Here is a 14,382-nt window from a genome sequence, read left to right on the forward strand (position 1 = left end):
AAGGTGAGAAAATGAAAGAAAATTTATACCTTCGGCCAGCAACCGTTGATGACGCCAGATTGATATTTGAGTGGGCCAATGATTCGAAAGTGAGGGAAAATTCCTTTAATACAGATGATATATTATGGGATGATCATCTTGCGTGGTTTAACCGGACACTGGCTGATGAGAGTACCTTGTTATTTATCTTAATGAAAGATGATGCTCCTGTAGGGCAGGTGAGGCTGGCTAACTCTGATAAGTGGCAGATAAGCTATAGTATTGCATCGGTGTATCGTGGCCAAGGATATGGAAAGTTGATTTTGCAATTGGCAGAAAATGAACTTGTCGTGGAAGGTCATGGCGGAGAAAAGCTTTATGCCGAGGTGAAGATGGATAATATTGCATCACAGAAGATTTTTACTGGTCTTGATTACTGGATGTCTGAAAGTGAACATGTTGGTGCATTAGCCTATGTAAAAATAGTGGGTAATTGATGCCTGTATTTGAGATGAGGTAGTGGAAATATGTCAGTAACAAAGGATGGAAAACCATTTATAATTGCTGAAATGAGCGGTAATCATAATCAGTCGCTGGATAGGGCTTTGGCTATCGTGGATGCGGCTGCGGAAGCCGGAGTTGATGCGTTGAAACTTCAGACATATACTGCTGATACCATGACTATAGATAAAAGTGATGGGGAATTTTTTATTTCTGATCAGAATAGTCTGTGGGAAGGGGAGTCACTGTATAACCTATATAAAAAGGCTTATACCCCCTGGGAGTGGCATAAGCCGATTTTCGACAGATGCAGGGAGAAAGGGATAGTCTGTTTTAGTACCCCATTCGATGCAACGGCAGTGGACTTTTTGGAAAAATTAGGAAATCCGATTTACAAGATTGCTTCCTTCGAAAATATTGATATACCTTTGATAAAAAAAATAGCGGCAACTGGTAAACCAATCATCGCTTCAACAGGCATGGCATCCTTGGCGGAGCTGGATGATTTGGTGACAACCGCGAGGGGAAATGGTTGCCAGGATATTACCCTGCTTAAATGTACTAGTAGCTATCCGGCATCGCCTAAAGGAACTAATCTGATGACTATTCCGCATTTGAAGCAGCTTTTTGATTGCCAGGTGGGAGTATCTGATCACACATTAGGATTTGGGGCAGCAGTTGCTGGTATAGCTCTTGGGGCAACGGTTATTGAGAAACATTTTACACTGTCAAGAGCAGATGGTGGTGTTGATAGCGCATTTTCTTTGGAGCCAGAGGAAATGAAACTTTTAGTACGAGAGTGTAACACCGCCTTTGAGGCTTTGGGGAAAGTAAGCTATGGAGTAACAGAACAGGAAAAGAAGTCATTGCAATTTAGAAGAAGTCTTTATGTTGTAGAGGATATGAAGGCTGGGGATGTTATTACGGAGAAGAATATGCGGTGTATAAGACCGGGATTGGGCTTGGCACCAAAGTATCATGATATGTTGTTGGGGAAACGGGTGAACCGTGACATAGAACGAGGTACGCCAGTTAGCTGGAATATGATAGAACAAGGGGGAGATTTCACTTAATTGATTAAGTGTTGTGGTTATTAATGGCCATTTTACTTGGTGTATAGAATAAGTAATTCAGCCGGGAAATAAAAAAATACGATACGGATATTATCAAATAATTTGTGATATTTCTAATGGTATGATAGAATTCTAAGGCAACGGTTGGTATGTATAAAATAATAATTTTAGGGAGCGATTACATTGAAACAGTGTAACAAGACATATCTTTTGCATAGCGTGTTGTTTGGTTTCTTAGCTTTTTTTGTATATATTCTATCTAGTAAAGGGATGTTTGCTGATGGGCATGTGACGCGGAACGCCTTTGCCCAGCTGGCCTTCATACCTTTTGTTTATTTAGTGCAGGCAGTAACTGGAGGAAGTGTCTTTTCCAAGCGATATTTGCCAGAATACTTGATATGGGCTATTTGGACAATAGTCTTGCCCATGGCAATGTATATGGAATATAACATAGCCCAGGATTGGATTCGTTTTAAGGGTGAAACCCTCTTTGGTCATGGTATGTTGCTAGGACTTATTCTCTTGCGGGTGATAGTATTTGATTGGGCGAAAAATCCTTTGGGGTATGTATTGCATGGATTAGTGTATGTATCTATGTGGTTATTGCCAATAGTACAGGTTGTTTATCATTCCATCTATGGGGAATTTATCTCTACAGGGGCCATTATTGCCTTGCAACAGACGGATCCAAAGGAGTCTGTGGAGTGGATAATGACCTATGTCAAAGTACCAGTGCTTATGTTATTGAGCATTGTCCTGTTACTCCTTGGCAGCTTTCCATGGATATATGAGCTAAAAATTTACCGCAAAAAAAATTTCCCAGACACAATTCTTGGGAAAAAATCTTTGGTAATTATGAGCTTAATAATCTGGAGTGCTACGGTAATAAAACTGTTTCCCATGGTTGGCGTGGTTGACCAATGGAAGGAACAACGAATTTTACAGGCAGAAGAACTACGATTCAATGATAACTATGAGGAACGATTTGCCGGAATTCAGGTACATCCTAAATACAATTTAGCCAAGGGGACCTACATTGTGGTTGTAGGGGAATCAGAATCCAGGGATTATATGAAGGTATATAATCCCGAATACAAATACAAGAATACTCCTTGGTTATCCAGTATGGCGACGGATGACAATATGATAATCATGGATAGGGCTTATGCCTGTTATAATCTGACCAAGATAGCCTTGGGGACGGGCTTTACTGAAGCTAGTCAATACAATGATATAGCCTTTACTAATTCCATGTCTCTGCTGGATATCGCAAAAAAGCGGGGCTTTAAAACATATTGGTTTTCCAACCAGATTGGGGAACAATTTAATGAAGTTCCGATACATATGGTGGCCCGGCGAGCCGATACAGTAAAAATATCCACCAATGAATATGATGATGGCTTGTTGCCGTTGCTTTCCACTGTTGATCCTAACGAGAACAATCTTATTATCCTTCATTTGGCAGGTAGCCACGCTCGATATGTGTGCCGTTACCCAGAGAATGAACGGGTATTCGAAGAGCGTTCCAACGAAGGCGATTACGCGAACAGCGTCTATTTTACGGACAGATTTCTGCAGCAGGTGTTTGACTATGCCAAAGATAATTTAAATCTTCAAGCCATGCTGTATTTTTCTGATCATGGGGAAGATTATGATTTGGGTCATGGACCGGCTATAAAAAAATGGAGTACCATTCGTATTCCCATGTGGATTTATTTGTCTCCCCAGTATCGGGAAATTCACCGGGAAGAAACCGCCAATCTATTACTACACCAACACGCTTATTTTACCAATGACATGCTATATAATACCGTTTGTGGCCTTTTGGATATGCCGTCCAACCATTATCGGCCAGTGGAGGATTTAACTTCCAAGGAATATGCATTTACGAGGGACAACCTATTTGCCTTTAACCGTCAAGTACCAATAGCTGATGACAACGGGCAACCTGATTTTGAGTACTTGGATACCAGTAAAACTGCAGTTTATTTGGTAACCCAAAGAAGATAATGGATGACATAATAAAAGCTATCGTGATATTGAGCATTTTAGAGGTTCAGTTACGATAGCTTTTTATTATATAACAAAGACGGTAATTATTTAGTTATTACTGGCCTGCGTACTACCTTGTGGCCGGTGATGACTTCCTTTCGTTTGCAGTGTGGGCATTCGTTTTCAATGATGCCGGTATAACCGCAAACCGGGTCCCGGTCTACCGGATGGTTGATGGAGAAATACCCCATATCAGCGTCATGCATGGCCCGAACCAGAGTTTCAAAGGCCTTCACATTTTTGGACGGGTCACCATTCATTTCCACATAGGCAATATGACCGGCATTTTCCAGGGCATGATATGGTGCCTCAATCCGGATTTTATCCAGGGCCATAATGTCGTAATAAACCGGCACATGGGAGCTGTTGGTCATATAGTCACGGTCGGTTACGCCCGCTATTTTGCCGAATTTTTTCCGATTTGCTCTCTGGAATTGCCCGGCGGTGGATTCAGCCGGCGTTCCAAAGCAGGTCCAGTTCATGCTTTCGGCTTCGGTGTAAGCATCGGTCTTTTCCCGGATATGCCCTACAATTTTCAAACCAAGCTGTTGAGCTTCTTCACTTTCACCATGATGCTTGCCAATAAGGGCTACCAAGCATTCTGCCAGACCGCAGAACCCGATGGAGAAGGAGGCATGCTTTAAAACTTCCTCGATGGAATCAGATGGCCGCAGCTTGTCACTGTCCATCCAGATCCCTTGTCCCATCAGGAATGGGTAGTTATAAACATGCTTGTGCTTGATGGTCTGGAGTCGGAACAGCAGGTAATCATGGCTGACCTGAATGTATTTATCCAGCAGGCACCAGAATTTGTCCATATTTCCATCGGCCTCCAAGGCCAATTTCGGCAGGTTAATGGTGGTAAAGGAGAAATTACCCCGGCTGCCCACTTCGCTTGGTCCATTTACATTGCTGATGGTACGGGTACGGCAGCCCATGGTGGCAATAACGCTATTGTAGTTGCCTGGCTTGTAGTATTGCAGATTATATGGAGCATCAACATTGACGAAATTTGGGAACAGGCGCTTGGCACTGGTCTTGCAGGCCTGTTGGAATAAATCGTAGTTTGGATCTCCAGGATTGTAGTTTACACCAGCCTTCAACTGGAATACCGAAATAGGGAAAATAGCGGTTTCACCGTTGCCGAGACCATTCCAGATGGCATTCATTACTTCCCGCATAGCCAGACGCCCCTCAGGTGAGGTATCCATACCATAGTTAATGGAGCTGAATGGTACTTGGGCACCAGCCCGGCTGTGGAGCGTGTTAAAGTTATGAATAAGGGCTTCCATGGCCTGATGGGTTTCCTCGGTGGTGTCGTCACAGGCCAGTTTGTAGATATTGGCTGCATCCACAGTCAAATCAGGCTTGCTGTCCATAATAGCCGGTGGCAAGATTTTCTCCAGGGCATCAGCTATGGCCTGACACATTGTGTCAGTGGCTATCGGGTCGCCATCAGTGAACGGGCAGCGGGTATAATCCATAGCCGCAACAAACATCTGCCGGAAGGATTTTGCGGTAAATAAGTCATTGGCACCAAACCGGTACAGGCAAGCCTTGTAGGCTTCTTCTGCCAAGGCCTTTTTGTAGGTTTTGGTAACACCCTCAGCCATGGCATAATCAAAGGCGTTGATGCTTTGCCCACCAAACATATCATTTTGGTTGGACTGAATGGCGATGCAGGCCAAGGATGCATAAGCACGGATGGAGTTCGGCTCCCGCAGGAACCCGTGACCGGTGGAAAATCCGCCGTGGAACAGCTTCAGTAAGTCAATCTGACAGCAATTAAGTGTAATCAGGGAAAAGTCCTTATCATGAATATGAATGTAATTTTCCCGGTCTGCTTTGGCAAATTCCTCCGGCAGCATATAGTTATCAACGAAATGCTTGGCTCCCTCAGCACCAAGCTTCAGCATAATTCCCATAGAAGCATCGGTGTTGATGTTGGCATTGTCCCGTTTCATATCGGAGTCTACCGCATCTGCAAAGAATATATCCCGATAGCTGTTCATCAGGTGCTTCTGGGCATCCCGGCGGGCGGCATGGCGTTGGCGGTACATAATGTAGCGCTTGGCCACCTCATAGAAATTTTGCTCCATGAGGGTCTTTTCCACCACATCCTGAATATCTTCCACATTGATATTTTCCCAGTTGGCAATTGCGTCTTCTACCAGATTGGCCACTGTTTTTATTTCCTTGGTGGTCATGGAATCGTTAACAGCTTTGCTGGCTCCGGCTATGGCATTATAAATTTTTTCCGGATCGTAGTCCACTACAATACCGGAACGCTTGATTACATGCTTTAACTTCATGTTCTCACACTTCCTTAATTTTCAAAAAACTTCCTATATAGAATACATCATTTCTTTTTTCAGTACAATTCTTGATTTTTTATTGGCTTTATGCTAGACAATCGATGTAAAATAGAGTAGAATATGTCAATCATAAATTATTTAGCTAGTTTGTTGTTTAATGTATAAATAATAATTATAGGAGCGTGATTGAGCAATGTTTAAGAAAACCAAAATTGTTTGCACCATGGGACCAACTACGGATAAGCCTGGTGTTATAGAAGAGCTGATGAAAAACGGCATGAACTGTGCCCGGTTTAATTTTTCCCATGGGGATCACCAGGAACAGCAGGGGCGCATTGAAAGAGTGAGAGAGGCTGCCCGTCATACAGATACAATTTTACCGTTGTTGCTGGATACCAAGGGTCCTGAAATGCGGTTGGGGGAATTTAAGGATGGAAAGGTGCAGCTGGAAAAGGGCAATGAATTTGTTCTGACCCATGCCGATGCTCCCGGTGATGAGAAAGGGGCACCAATCAGCTACAAGAATCTCTATAAAGAGGTGAAGGCCGGAGATACTATTTTGCTTTCAGACGGTCTTGTTGGTTTGGAAGTGAAGGAAATCCGGGGCAAGGATATTGTCACTACTATTTTGAACAGTGGCCCGATGAGTACCAGAAAGAGAGTGGCGGTACCGGGGGTAGCGGTTGGTCTTCCTCCGATTTCCGAGCAGGATGAGAAGGATATAATTTTCGGTATAGAGCAGGATATGGACTTTGTGGCCGCTTCGTTTATTCAACGGGCCAGCGATGTAAAGGCCATCAGAAAGCTGATTAAAGACCACAAGGGTCATATGGATATTATCGCCAAGATTGAAAATCTGGAAGGCGTAAAAAACATTGATGAAATTATTGCTGCAGCAGATGGTATTATGGTAGCCCGAGGAGATTTGGGAGTAGAAATCCCGGCTGAGGATGTACCGGTAATCCAGAAGCAGATTATCCGCAAGTGCAACAAGGCCGGTAAACTGGTTATTGTAGCGACTCAGATGTTGGAGTCCATGACCAACAATCCAAGGCCAACCCGGGCTGAGGTGTCGGATGTAGGTAATGCAGTGTATGATGGTACAGATGCTATTATGCTCAGTGGTGAGACGGCCAGTGGTGCTTATCCGGTGGAAGCGGTAAAAACCATGAGCAAAATTGCTTGCCGCATTGAGGAGTCCATTGATTATGAGGGGCGGTTTGCCAACAAGGGCGTAGAGCATAAGAAGAGTATCACCGATGCGGTGGCTCACTCCACTGTACAGCTGTCTTATGAGCTGGATGCTACAGCCATTATTACACCTACTGAAACCGGATTTACCACTCAGATGGTTTCCAAATATCGGCCACAAGCCACTATTATTGCTTATGCCGGCACTTCCAAAGTAGCTCGTCAGCTTAATTTGCGCTGGGGTGTGCAGCTGGTCAACGGCCGTATATGGGATGATGAACCGGATTGTACCGGGGCATCCATTGCGGCAGCCTTGCGGGCCGGTTTAGTGGAAAAGGGTGATATTGCTGTGGTTACCTCTGGTATTACCATGAGCAAGGGTAATAACACAAACAAAATTCAAATAAGAACTATTGACTAAAATACATTGGTCAGTGTACATACGAAGGGTACTGGGATGGATGCCATCCTGGTGCCCTTTTTTTATGTTTATGTGAATTGTATAAAATATTATGAAAATTGCTTGCATAATACTTGATATAATGATATTCTTCAAGTAAAGAATATTGTATACAAAATACAAGTGCGTAGGGGTATTACAAATTTTTTTGAGAGGGAGAGAAGTAAATGAGAAAAGAACACGATTTTTTAGGCGAGTTGGAAGTTCCGGATGATGTTTATTATGGTGTACAGACTTTGCGGGCTATGGAGAATTTCAAGATTACCGGCCAGAAGGTTGACTCTGACTTTGTGCAGGCTATGGCCAAGGTAAAGAAAGCATCTGCATTGGCCAATATGTCCACTGGCCGTATGCCGGAGGAAGTGGGCAAGCTGTTGGTCGCTGCTGCTGATGAAATTATTGCCGGAAAAATGCTGGATCAGTTCCCGGTGGACCCTATTCAGGGCGGTGCCGGCACTTCCTTTAACATGAATATGAATGAGGTGCTTTGCAACCGGGCTTTGGAAATGAGCGGCAAGGAAAAGGGCAGATATGATATTATTTCCCCGAACAATCATGGCAACATGGCTCAGTCCACCAATGACACTTTCCCAACTGCCATTAAGGTTTGTCTCAGCTTCAAGGGCAAAAAGCTGATTGCTGCCCTGGATCGTTTGGCAACTGAGTTGGAAAAGAAGGCTGAAGAATACGCGGATATTATCAAGATGGGCCGTACCCATTTGCAGGATGCTGTGCCAATCACTTTGGGCCAGGAAATGGGCTCTTATGCATCATCGATCCGTCGTGGTATTCACCGTATTGAGCATGCTATCGATGAGATTCATGTAATGAATATGGGGGGTACGGCAGTAGGTACCGGTTTGAATGCAGAGCCTGAATATATTAAAAATGTTGCCAAGACTCTCAGTGAAGTTACTGGTGAAACTTATCGCACAGCAGATAATATGATTGATGCCACCAACAATACGGATGGTTTTGCGGATGTTTCTTCGGCTATGAAGAATACCGCACTGGTGCTTATCAAAATGGCCAATGACTTCCGTATGATGGCTTCCGGCCCTCGTTGTGGCTACTATGAGCTGAAGCTGCCAATGCGCCAGCCTGGTTCTTCCATTATGCCTGGTAAGGTAAATCCGGTTATTGCTGAGGTTTTGAACCAGACCTGCTATCAGGTTATCGGCAATGATTTGGCTGTGTCCTTCGGCGTGGAAAATGGTCAGTTTGAGTTGAATGTTATGGAGCCGGTAATGGCCTTCAATATGTTCAATTCCATGAAGTATCTTACCAATGCAGTGGATGGATTCGTGGATAAGCTGTTGCTGAATTTGCAGCCAAATACTGAACAGTGCCAGGCTTGGGTGGATAAGAGTGTTGGTATCGTAACGGCACTTTTGCCACATGTTGGGTACGAGAATTCAGCTATGCTGGCTAAAGAGGCATATAACAGTGGTCGTCCAATCCGGGAAGTAATTCTGGAAAAGGGCTTGCTTACCCAGGAACAGCTTGATAAGATTTTGGCTCCAAAGGCAATGACTACCCCGGGTATCGTGGGATAAAGTTCAATAAATATTAAAGGCTGAGGGATGCTGTTCCCCCAGCCTTTTTTATTCAGTAAAAGGGACATTATAGAAGGATTAAACTTTTATTTGACAATTATTTGCCTGTTTTATTTAAAAATATTTAAAAAATTGCAGATTTCAGCAGGAAAAATGGACATAATAGAGAAATCTTAAAAATGACTAAAAACTATAGCATGTAAAATGACACTTTATGTTACAGGAAAGGGAGGTGGCATAATTGGCTGATAAGTTGAAAATCCTTATTACAGATGATTCCAAGCTGCTCAGAAAAAAGTTGCGGGCAGTGTTGGAGGAGCTGGGATGTGAAGTTATTGAAGCAGAAAATGGCAAGGAAGCTATTATGAAGGATCTTCAGGAACAGCCTGATGGTGTTATCCTTGATATTGTTATGCCGGAGGTAGGCGGTATTGAGGCCCTGCAGGTTATAAAGGAAGTTAATCCTGATATTCCGGTAATAATGCTTTCTTCCGCTGGAACTTCTCAAAAATTAAAGGAAACCTTGGATTTGGGTGCTTTAGACTTTATCCAGAAGCCGTATACCCCAGAACAGATAAAACAGGCTGTTGAAAGAATACGGAGAAAGGTTGAGGAGAATGGGAAATAGGTATTTCTCGCAGTATCTGCTGAATGCTGGCGTTCTGGATGCCGGTAATATCAGTGATGTTATGCCAAAATCAGCCCATGCAGTTCCACAGCTTCATATCCTGGCTATGCAGCAGCATCTGTTATCGGAAAGCCAGGTTGAGGAATTGTCAACGGTGGATGATGTGGTAAAGACATTGGAAGAGGCCAAAATGCTCTCCGATGCTCAGATAGAAAGCCTAAAAAACACTGTTCCGGGCCGGGATGCCCGGGTTGCCCAAACCTTGTTGGATGAACATATAGCTGATTTAAAAACCATTGAGCGTTGTTTTAGGGAATATGACAATGATGAGCTTCATCCGATAAAGGACGCAGTCAAGAAAATCGTCAGCAAGTATGAGGAAATGAATCCTGTTGCAGACATTTACGGTGAATATACGGAGATGTTTGTTGGAGCCTTGCAGCGGTTTATGGATACGGATGCAGTGGTTCTGACTGAGGCGACTAGCTTTGATTTTGCGGGGACCAGAATTGTTTCCCAGAGTATGGGGGGGCAGTTATCGGTGGCTGTAGCTGTGCTGGCCAAAAACCAGATGTTTTTGGAAATGGCCCGACGCTATAGTGGTGAGGATTTGACTGAGCTGGATGAGCTGGCTGAGGATAGTCTGGCCGAATTTATCAATGTACTAAACGGATTGTATATTGTTAATTTATCCGGGCGGGACCTGGATATGGATCTTGATATGCCGCGAGGCGGTCAGGATGTGGGGCCTACGGCCAGTAATATGATTGCCATGCGTATAGTGACGGATTTTGGTTCCTTTGTGATATACTTAGCAGAGGATGAATTTATCTACTAAGATGTGGTTTAGAGTGTGATGTTGTGCGGGGACTTTTGTAAAAAAGTCCTCCACTTTGATTTTAGAAAAAGTTGTTGACAAGGATTTGAAAGTCTGTTAGAATTTACTTCGTTGTGATGAGCCGACAATAATTTAATATTTTTAGTTTTATTCAAACAAGTGGAGAGTTGTCCGAGTGGTTGAAGGAGCACGCCTGGAAAGCGTGTGTACGGGTTACTGTACCGAGAGTTCGAATCTCTCACTCTCCGCCATTTTTGTACCTAAAAATAAGTTCTCTTTTTAAGATTGGACCGCAGTGTCTTGGTCTCGCGCAAGGTGGCCTCATGAACCTCGTCAGGTCCGGAAGGAAGCAGCGATAAGTGAATCGTTATCTGTGCCGTGAGGTAGCCTGGAGGCTGTGGCCCAATGTTAAAAAGAGACATGGGGATGTGGAAAATGTTTTTCTGCATCCCTTTTTTATATTATTATGTGGTATAATTATCTGTGCTATGTGTTAGGAGGTGGGGATATGGCCTATGTTGCTTTATACAGAAAATGGCGCCCGGATAATTTCGAAAATCTGGTGGGGCAGGAGCATGTCAGCCAGACTTTGGCCAACGCCATAAAAAGTGGCAGGATTGGTCATGCCTATCTATTTTCTGGCCCTAGAGGTACCGGAAAGACCAGTACTGCCAAAATATTGGCCAAGGCATTGAACTGCGAACAGGGACCTACTACTGAGCCGTGTAATCAATGTGAAGCCTGTCGCCAGATAAATAACGGCAGTTCTATGGATGTATTTGAAATAGATGCGGCGTCTAACCGTGGTATTGACGAAATTCGTGATTTGCGGGAAACGGTGAAATTTGCTCCGGTAAATGGCCGGTTTAAAGTATATATAATAGACGAGGTTCATATGCTGACTACTGAGGCCTTTAATGCATTGCTAAAGACCTTGGAGGAGCCACCGGCCCATGTGGTGTTCATTATGGCCACTACTGAGGCCCATAAGGTGCCGGCTACTATTCAGTCCAGATGTCAACGGTATGATTTTAAACGGATTACTGTTGATGATATTTTTAAGCGTCTGAAAAAAGTCGTTGATGAAATGGGTATAACGGCTGATGATGAAGCTTTGCGGATGATTGCCGTAAAGGCAGATGGCGGTATGCGAGATGCATTGAGTTTGCTGGACCAATGTATTGCCTTATCCGAACAAAGCTTGACTATGGAACGGGTACAACAGCTCTTAGGCTTAGTGGGTAAAGAATGGCTGGACAAGCTGACCGCCGCTTTGCAGGCTAAAAATGCGGCAGATGTGCTGACTGTTGTCAATGAACTAATTCAGTCCGGCAAGGATTTACAACAGGTATTGGGTGAACTGGGGATGCATTTCCGGGGCCTGATGATATTTAAGGCAGCCGGACTAATAGACGGAGTGGAATACTACAGCCAGGAAGCAGACAGTATAAAAAAACAGGCAGCTGGTTTTACCCAGGAAGAAATTATCTGGATAATCAGGCGATTGCACGAAGCAAGCAGTGAGGTGAAGTGGTCGCCGCAGCCAAGAATTGCTGTGGAAGCGGCTTTGCTGGAAATTTGCCAATGCAGTATTTTGATGAAAAATGATCAGCTTGGTGGTACGGTAGCTGAGCGACCGGCCGATGATGGACGGATTGCCCAGTTGGAAGCAAAATTGGCCAAGGTTATGGGGATGCTTCGCAGCGGGACTGTAACTGCCAATAAACCTGCTGTAACAGCAAAACCGGCAGGGGGCACAGTCAAAAAAAGTGGGGGCCAGCCAGTAAAAATCAATGTAAACGCCACGGAAGACGGGATGGAGCTTTGGCAGAAAACATTGGAGGACCTGCGGATTGCTGGCAAGAATCAGGTAATGGCCTGTATTCAAAATTGCTCGTTCCTGGGAATGAATGATGCGCAGTTTGTGCTGGGGACCCCGCCAGGTGTGCTAAAGGGCCTTATTGAACGGTTATATAAGAAAACTATTGAGGAAGCCTTTTATGAAGTGAGCGGTTTAAATTTGCAGCTGGTATGTCAGGAAACAACTGTTATACCGGAAGTGAGGCCGGCTGTAGAAGATATCCAGGAGGATGTGCCGCCACCTACCGATGAAGATTTTGGTATCGACGAATTAAATGAGGTGGAAAAGCAGCGACTGGACACGGCAATAGAAGTATTTGGTGATGGGCTGGTTCATCCGGAGGATATACAACAGTAATTTGAGTTTGACGCATAAAGTATATTTTGATAGCATTAGCGTATGACATTTATAAACTAGGAGGAAGATATAATGTTTGGTGGAATGGGTGGCATGAATAATATGAACGGCATGATGAAAAAGATGCAGAAGCTGCAGAAGCAGATGCAGGATATGCAGGAAGAGCTGAAGCAGAAGACTGTTGATGTAACTGCTGGTGGTGGTGCCGTTAAGATTACCATGAATGGTGAGAAGGAAGTCAAGGGGATTGTTATTGACCCGGCAGCTGTAGACCCGGAAGATGTGGAGATGCTGCAGGATCTTTTGGCAGCAGCGTTTAACGAAGCTTCCAAAAAGGTGGACGAAATGATGGCCACTGAAATGGGTAAGCTTACTGGCGGTTTAGGCTTGCCACCAGGAATGTTTTAAGCCATGGAATACATCGCACCTTTGGCAGAACTGATTGAACATTTTCGGACATTACCCGGTATTGGTAATAAAACCGCTGTAAGGCTGGCCTATCATGTGCTGGATATGGATATGGACAAGGCTAAGGGGCTGGCCGGTGCAATAATGCAAGCCAAGGAGAAAATTGGCTATTGCAAGGTATGTTTCAATCTTAGTGATGAAAATCCATGTCGCATCTGTAAATCCCCTAATAGGGACCATTCGATAATTTGCGTAGTGGAACAGCCCCAGGATGTGGCTGCTATGGAACGGATGCGGGATTTCAAAGGAGTATACCATGTTTTGCATGGGGCATTGTCTCCTTTGGAGGGGATCGGCCCGGAAAATATTCGGGTAAAGGAACTGATAAACCGGCTGCATGATGATACAGTCAAGGAGATAATTATGGCCACCAATCCGAATGTGGAGGGGGAGGCGACGGCCATGTACATCGCCAAGCTGGTTAAGCCCATTGGCATAAAAGTCACAAGAATAGCCCACGGCTTACCGGTGGGCGGTGATTTGGAATATGCTGATGAAGTGACTCTTTCCCGGGCCATGGAAAATAGAATTGAATTGTGAGTGTATGTATAAAAGCAGGCTGGCATTCGTCAGCCTGTATGTGTATATGGAGGCATGAGTATGGAAATACTTATTGGTTTTATAGTACTGGCAATAGCGATTTATATTATCGGCAAGCTGATATCTATTCCATTTAAGATATTGAAAAATATAGTTATCGGTTTAATTGTTGGTTCAGCGGCTATATGGGTGGTGGACCTGTTTGGCATGGGGATAGAAATCAATGTGGTAAATGCTTTGATTGCCAGCGTGGTGGTATACATTATTTCATCAATTATTTAAAAATATAATGAAATTTCAAAAATCTTGTTGACAAGGATTTTGAAAAGAGTTATATTATACAAGCTGACTCTTTGAGTCGGCGGTGTTCTTTGAAAACTAGATAATGTAGCAATTAAATCATATGATTTAAAGCCAGATGAATTGGTACTGTTTGTATAAACAGTAAAACATACAAAAACCAAGAAATTCCTTTATTAAAAGGTAATTCTAGAAACTTTTAGAGCCATTCAAAGCTTCAAAGGTTTGTATATAACGAAGGGATTTTTGCCAGTATCGAGGAA

Annotated in this window: 12 protein-coding genes and 1 tRNA gene; 12 read left to right on the forward strand and 1 reads right to left on the reverse strand. The window is 43.8% G+C overall.

The window, feature by feature from the left end:
• Window positions 1–11: 11 nt before the first annotated feature.
• The 3 genes from QZV24_RS04485 to QZV24_RS04495 all read left to right on the forward strand — a co-directional run bounded on the left by QZV24_RS04485 (window position 12) and on the right by QZV24_RS04495 (window position 3,563).
• Complete coding sequence (locus tag QZV24_RS04485) at window positions 12–476, forward strand: GNAT family N-acetyltransferase (RefSeq protein ID WP_294520712.1); 465 nt, start codon at window positions 12–14, stop codon at window positions 474–476.
• Between the two features lie 30 nt (window positions 477–506).
• Window positions 507–1,553, forward strand: coding sequence for a pseudaminic acid synthase (gene pseI, locus QZV24_RS04490; protein ID WP_294520716.1), 1,047 nt, complete (start codon window positions 507–509; stop codon window positions 1,551–1,553).
• 426 nt (window positions 1,554–1,979) lie between these two features.
• The gene (locus QZV24_RS04495; protein WP_294520718.1) at window positions 1,980–3,563 is read left to right on the forward strand and encodes a phosphoethanolamine transferase; all 1,584 of its coding nucleotides are present in this window, start codon (window positions 1,980–1,982) and stop codon (window positions 3,561–3,563) included.
• 86 nt (window positions 3,564–3,649) lie between these two features.
• Here QZV24_RS04495 and QZV24_RS04500 read toward each other — a convergent pair whose 3' ends face one another.
• Window positions 3,650–5,917 (reverse strand): anaerobic ribonucleoside triphosphate reductase, encoded by a 2,268-nt coding sequence (locus QZV24_RS04500; RefSeq protein WP_294520722.1) that lies wholly within the window; start codon window positions 5,915–5,917, stop codon window positions 3,650–3,652.
• 196 nt (window positions 5,918–6,113) lie between these two features.
• Between QZV24_RS04500 and pyk the strand changes: the two genes are divergently transcribed.
• The 9 genes from pyk to QZV24_RS04545 all read left to right on the forward strand — a co-directional run bounded on the left by pyk (window position 6,114) and on the right by QZV24_RS04545 (window position 14,101).
• A complete protein-coding gene (gene pyk / locus QZV24_RS04505; RefSeq protein WP_294520724.1) occupies window positions 6,114–7,532 on the forward strand; it encodes a pyruvate kinase in 1,419 nt (472 codons plus the stop codon).
• A gap of 206 nt (window positions 7,533–7,738) precedes the next feature.
• Window positions 7,739–9,127, forward strand: a complete 1,389-nt coding sequence (locus QZV24_RS04510) for an aspartate ammonia-lyase (protein WP_294520727.1) — start codon at window positions 7,739–7,741, stop codon at window positions 9,125–9,127.
• Window positions 9,128–9,368: 241 nt separating this feature from the next.
• Window positions 9,369–9,755 (forward strand): response regulator, encoded by a 387-nt coding sequence (locus QZV24_RS04515; RefSeq protein WP_290657983.1) that lies wholly within the window; start codon window positions 9,369–9,371, stop codon window positions 9,753–9,755.
• On the forward strand, window positions 9,745–10,593 hold the full coding sequence (locus tag QZV24_RS04520; RefSeq protein ID WP_294520730.1) for a hypothetical protein: 849 nt from the start codon (window positions 9,745–9,747) through the stop codon (window positions 10,591–10,593). Before QZV24_RS04515 ends, QZV24_RS04520 begins: the two co-directional genes overlap by 11 nt.
• A gap of 161 nt (window positions 10,594–10,754) precedes the next feature.
• A tRNA-Ser gene (locus tag QZV24_RS04525) sits at window positions 10,755–10,844 on the forward strand.
• 257 nt (window positions 10,845–11,101) lie between these two features.
• Window positions 11,102–12,811 carry a DNA polymerase III subunit gamma/tau gene (gene dnaX / locus QZV24_RS04530; RefSeq protein ID WP_294520733.1) on the forward strand — a complete coding sequence of 570 codons (1,710 nt, stop codon included), beginning with the start codon at window positions 11,102–11,104 and terminating at the stop codon, window positions 12,809–12,811.
• Between the two features lie 72 nt (window positions 12,812–12,883).
• The gene (locus QZV24_RS04535) at window positions 12,884–13,219 is read left to right on the forward strand and encodes a YbaB/EbfC family nucleoid-associated protein (RefSeq protein ID WP_294520736.1); all 336 of its coding nucleotides are present in this window, start codon (window positions 12,884–12,886) and stop codon (window positions 13,217–13,219) included.
• A 3-nt stretch (window positions 13,220–13,222) separates the two neighbouring features.
• Window positions 13,223–13,819 carry a recombination mediator RecR gene (gene recR / locus QZV24_RS04540; protein WP_294520739.1) on the forward strand — a complete coding sequence of 199 codons (597 nt, stop codon included), beginning with the start codon at window positions 13,223–13,225 and terminating at the stop codon, window positions 13,817–13,819.
• 60 nt (window positions 13,820–13,879) lie between these two features.
• Window positions 13,880–14,101 carry a pro-sigmaK processing inhibitor BofA family protein gene (locus tag QZV24_RS04545; RefSeq protein ID WP_294520741.1) on the forward strand — a complete coding sequence of 74 codons (222 nt, stop codon included), beginning with the start codon at window positions 13,880–13,882 and terminating at the stop codon, window positions 14,099–14,101.
• Window positions 14,102–14,382 lie beyond the last annotated feature (281 nt).

This window comes from uncultured Anaerovibrio sp., assembly GCA_902786545.1.
Classification (GTDB): domain Bacteria; phylum Bacillota; class Negativicutes; order Selenomonadales; family Selenomonadaceae; genus Anaerovibrio.

Bases quoted from the DNA above. Each gene is read 5' to 3' on its own strand.
- QZV24_RS04510 (WP_294520727.1), top strand. From the start codon at position 7,739: ATGAGAAAAGAACACGATTTTTTAGGCGAGTTGGAAGTTCCGGATGAT.
- pyk (WP_294520724.1), top strand. From the start codon at position 6,114: ATGTTTAAGAAAACCAAAATTGTTTGCACCATGGGACCAACTACGGAT.
- QZV24_RS04495 (WP_294520718.1), top strand. From the start codon at position 1,980: ATGGCAATGTATATGGAATATAACATAGCCCAGGATTGGATTCGTTTT.
- pseI (WP_294520716.1), top strand. From the start codon at position 507: ATGTCAGTAACAAAGGATGGAAAACCATTTATAATTGCTGAAATGAGC.
- QZV24_RS04545 (WP_294520741.1), top strand. From the start codon at position 13,880: ATGGAAATACTTATTGGTTTTATAGTACTGGCAATAGCGATTTATATT.
- QZV24_RS04520 (WP_294520730.1), top strand. From the start codon at position 9,745: ATGGGAAATAGGTATTTCTCGCAGTATCTGCTGAATGCTGGCGTTCTG.
- QZV24_RS04485 (WP_294520712.1), top strand. From the start codon at position 12: ATGAAAGAAAATTTATACCTTCGGCCAGCAACCGTTGATGACGCCAGA.
- dnaX (WP_294520733.1), top strand. From the start codon at position 11,102: ATGGCCTATGTTGCTTTATACAGAAAATGGCGCCCGGATAATTTCGAA.
- QZV24_RS04535 (WP_294520736.1), top strand. From the start codon at position 12,884: ATGTTTGGTGGAATGGGTGGCATGAATAATATGAACGGCATGATGAAA.
- recR (WP_294520739.1), top strand. From the start codon at position 13,223: ATGGAATACATCGCACCTTTGGCAGAACTGATTGAACATTTTCGGACA.
- QZV24_RS04500 (WP_294520722.1), bottom strand. From the start codon at position 5,917: ATGAAGTTAAAGCATGTAATCAAGCGTTCCGGTATTGTAGTGGACTAC.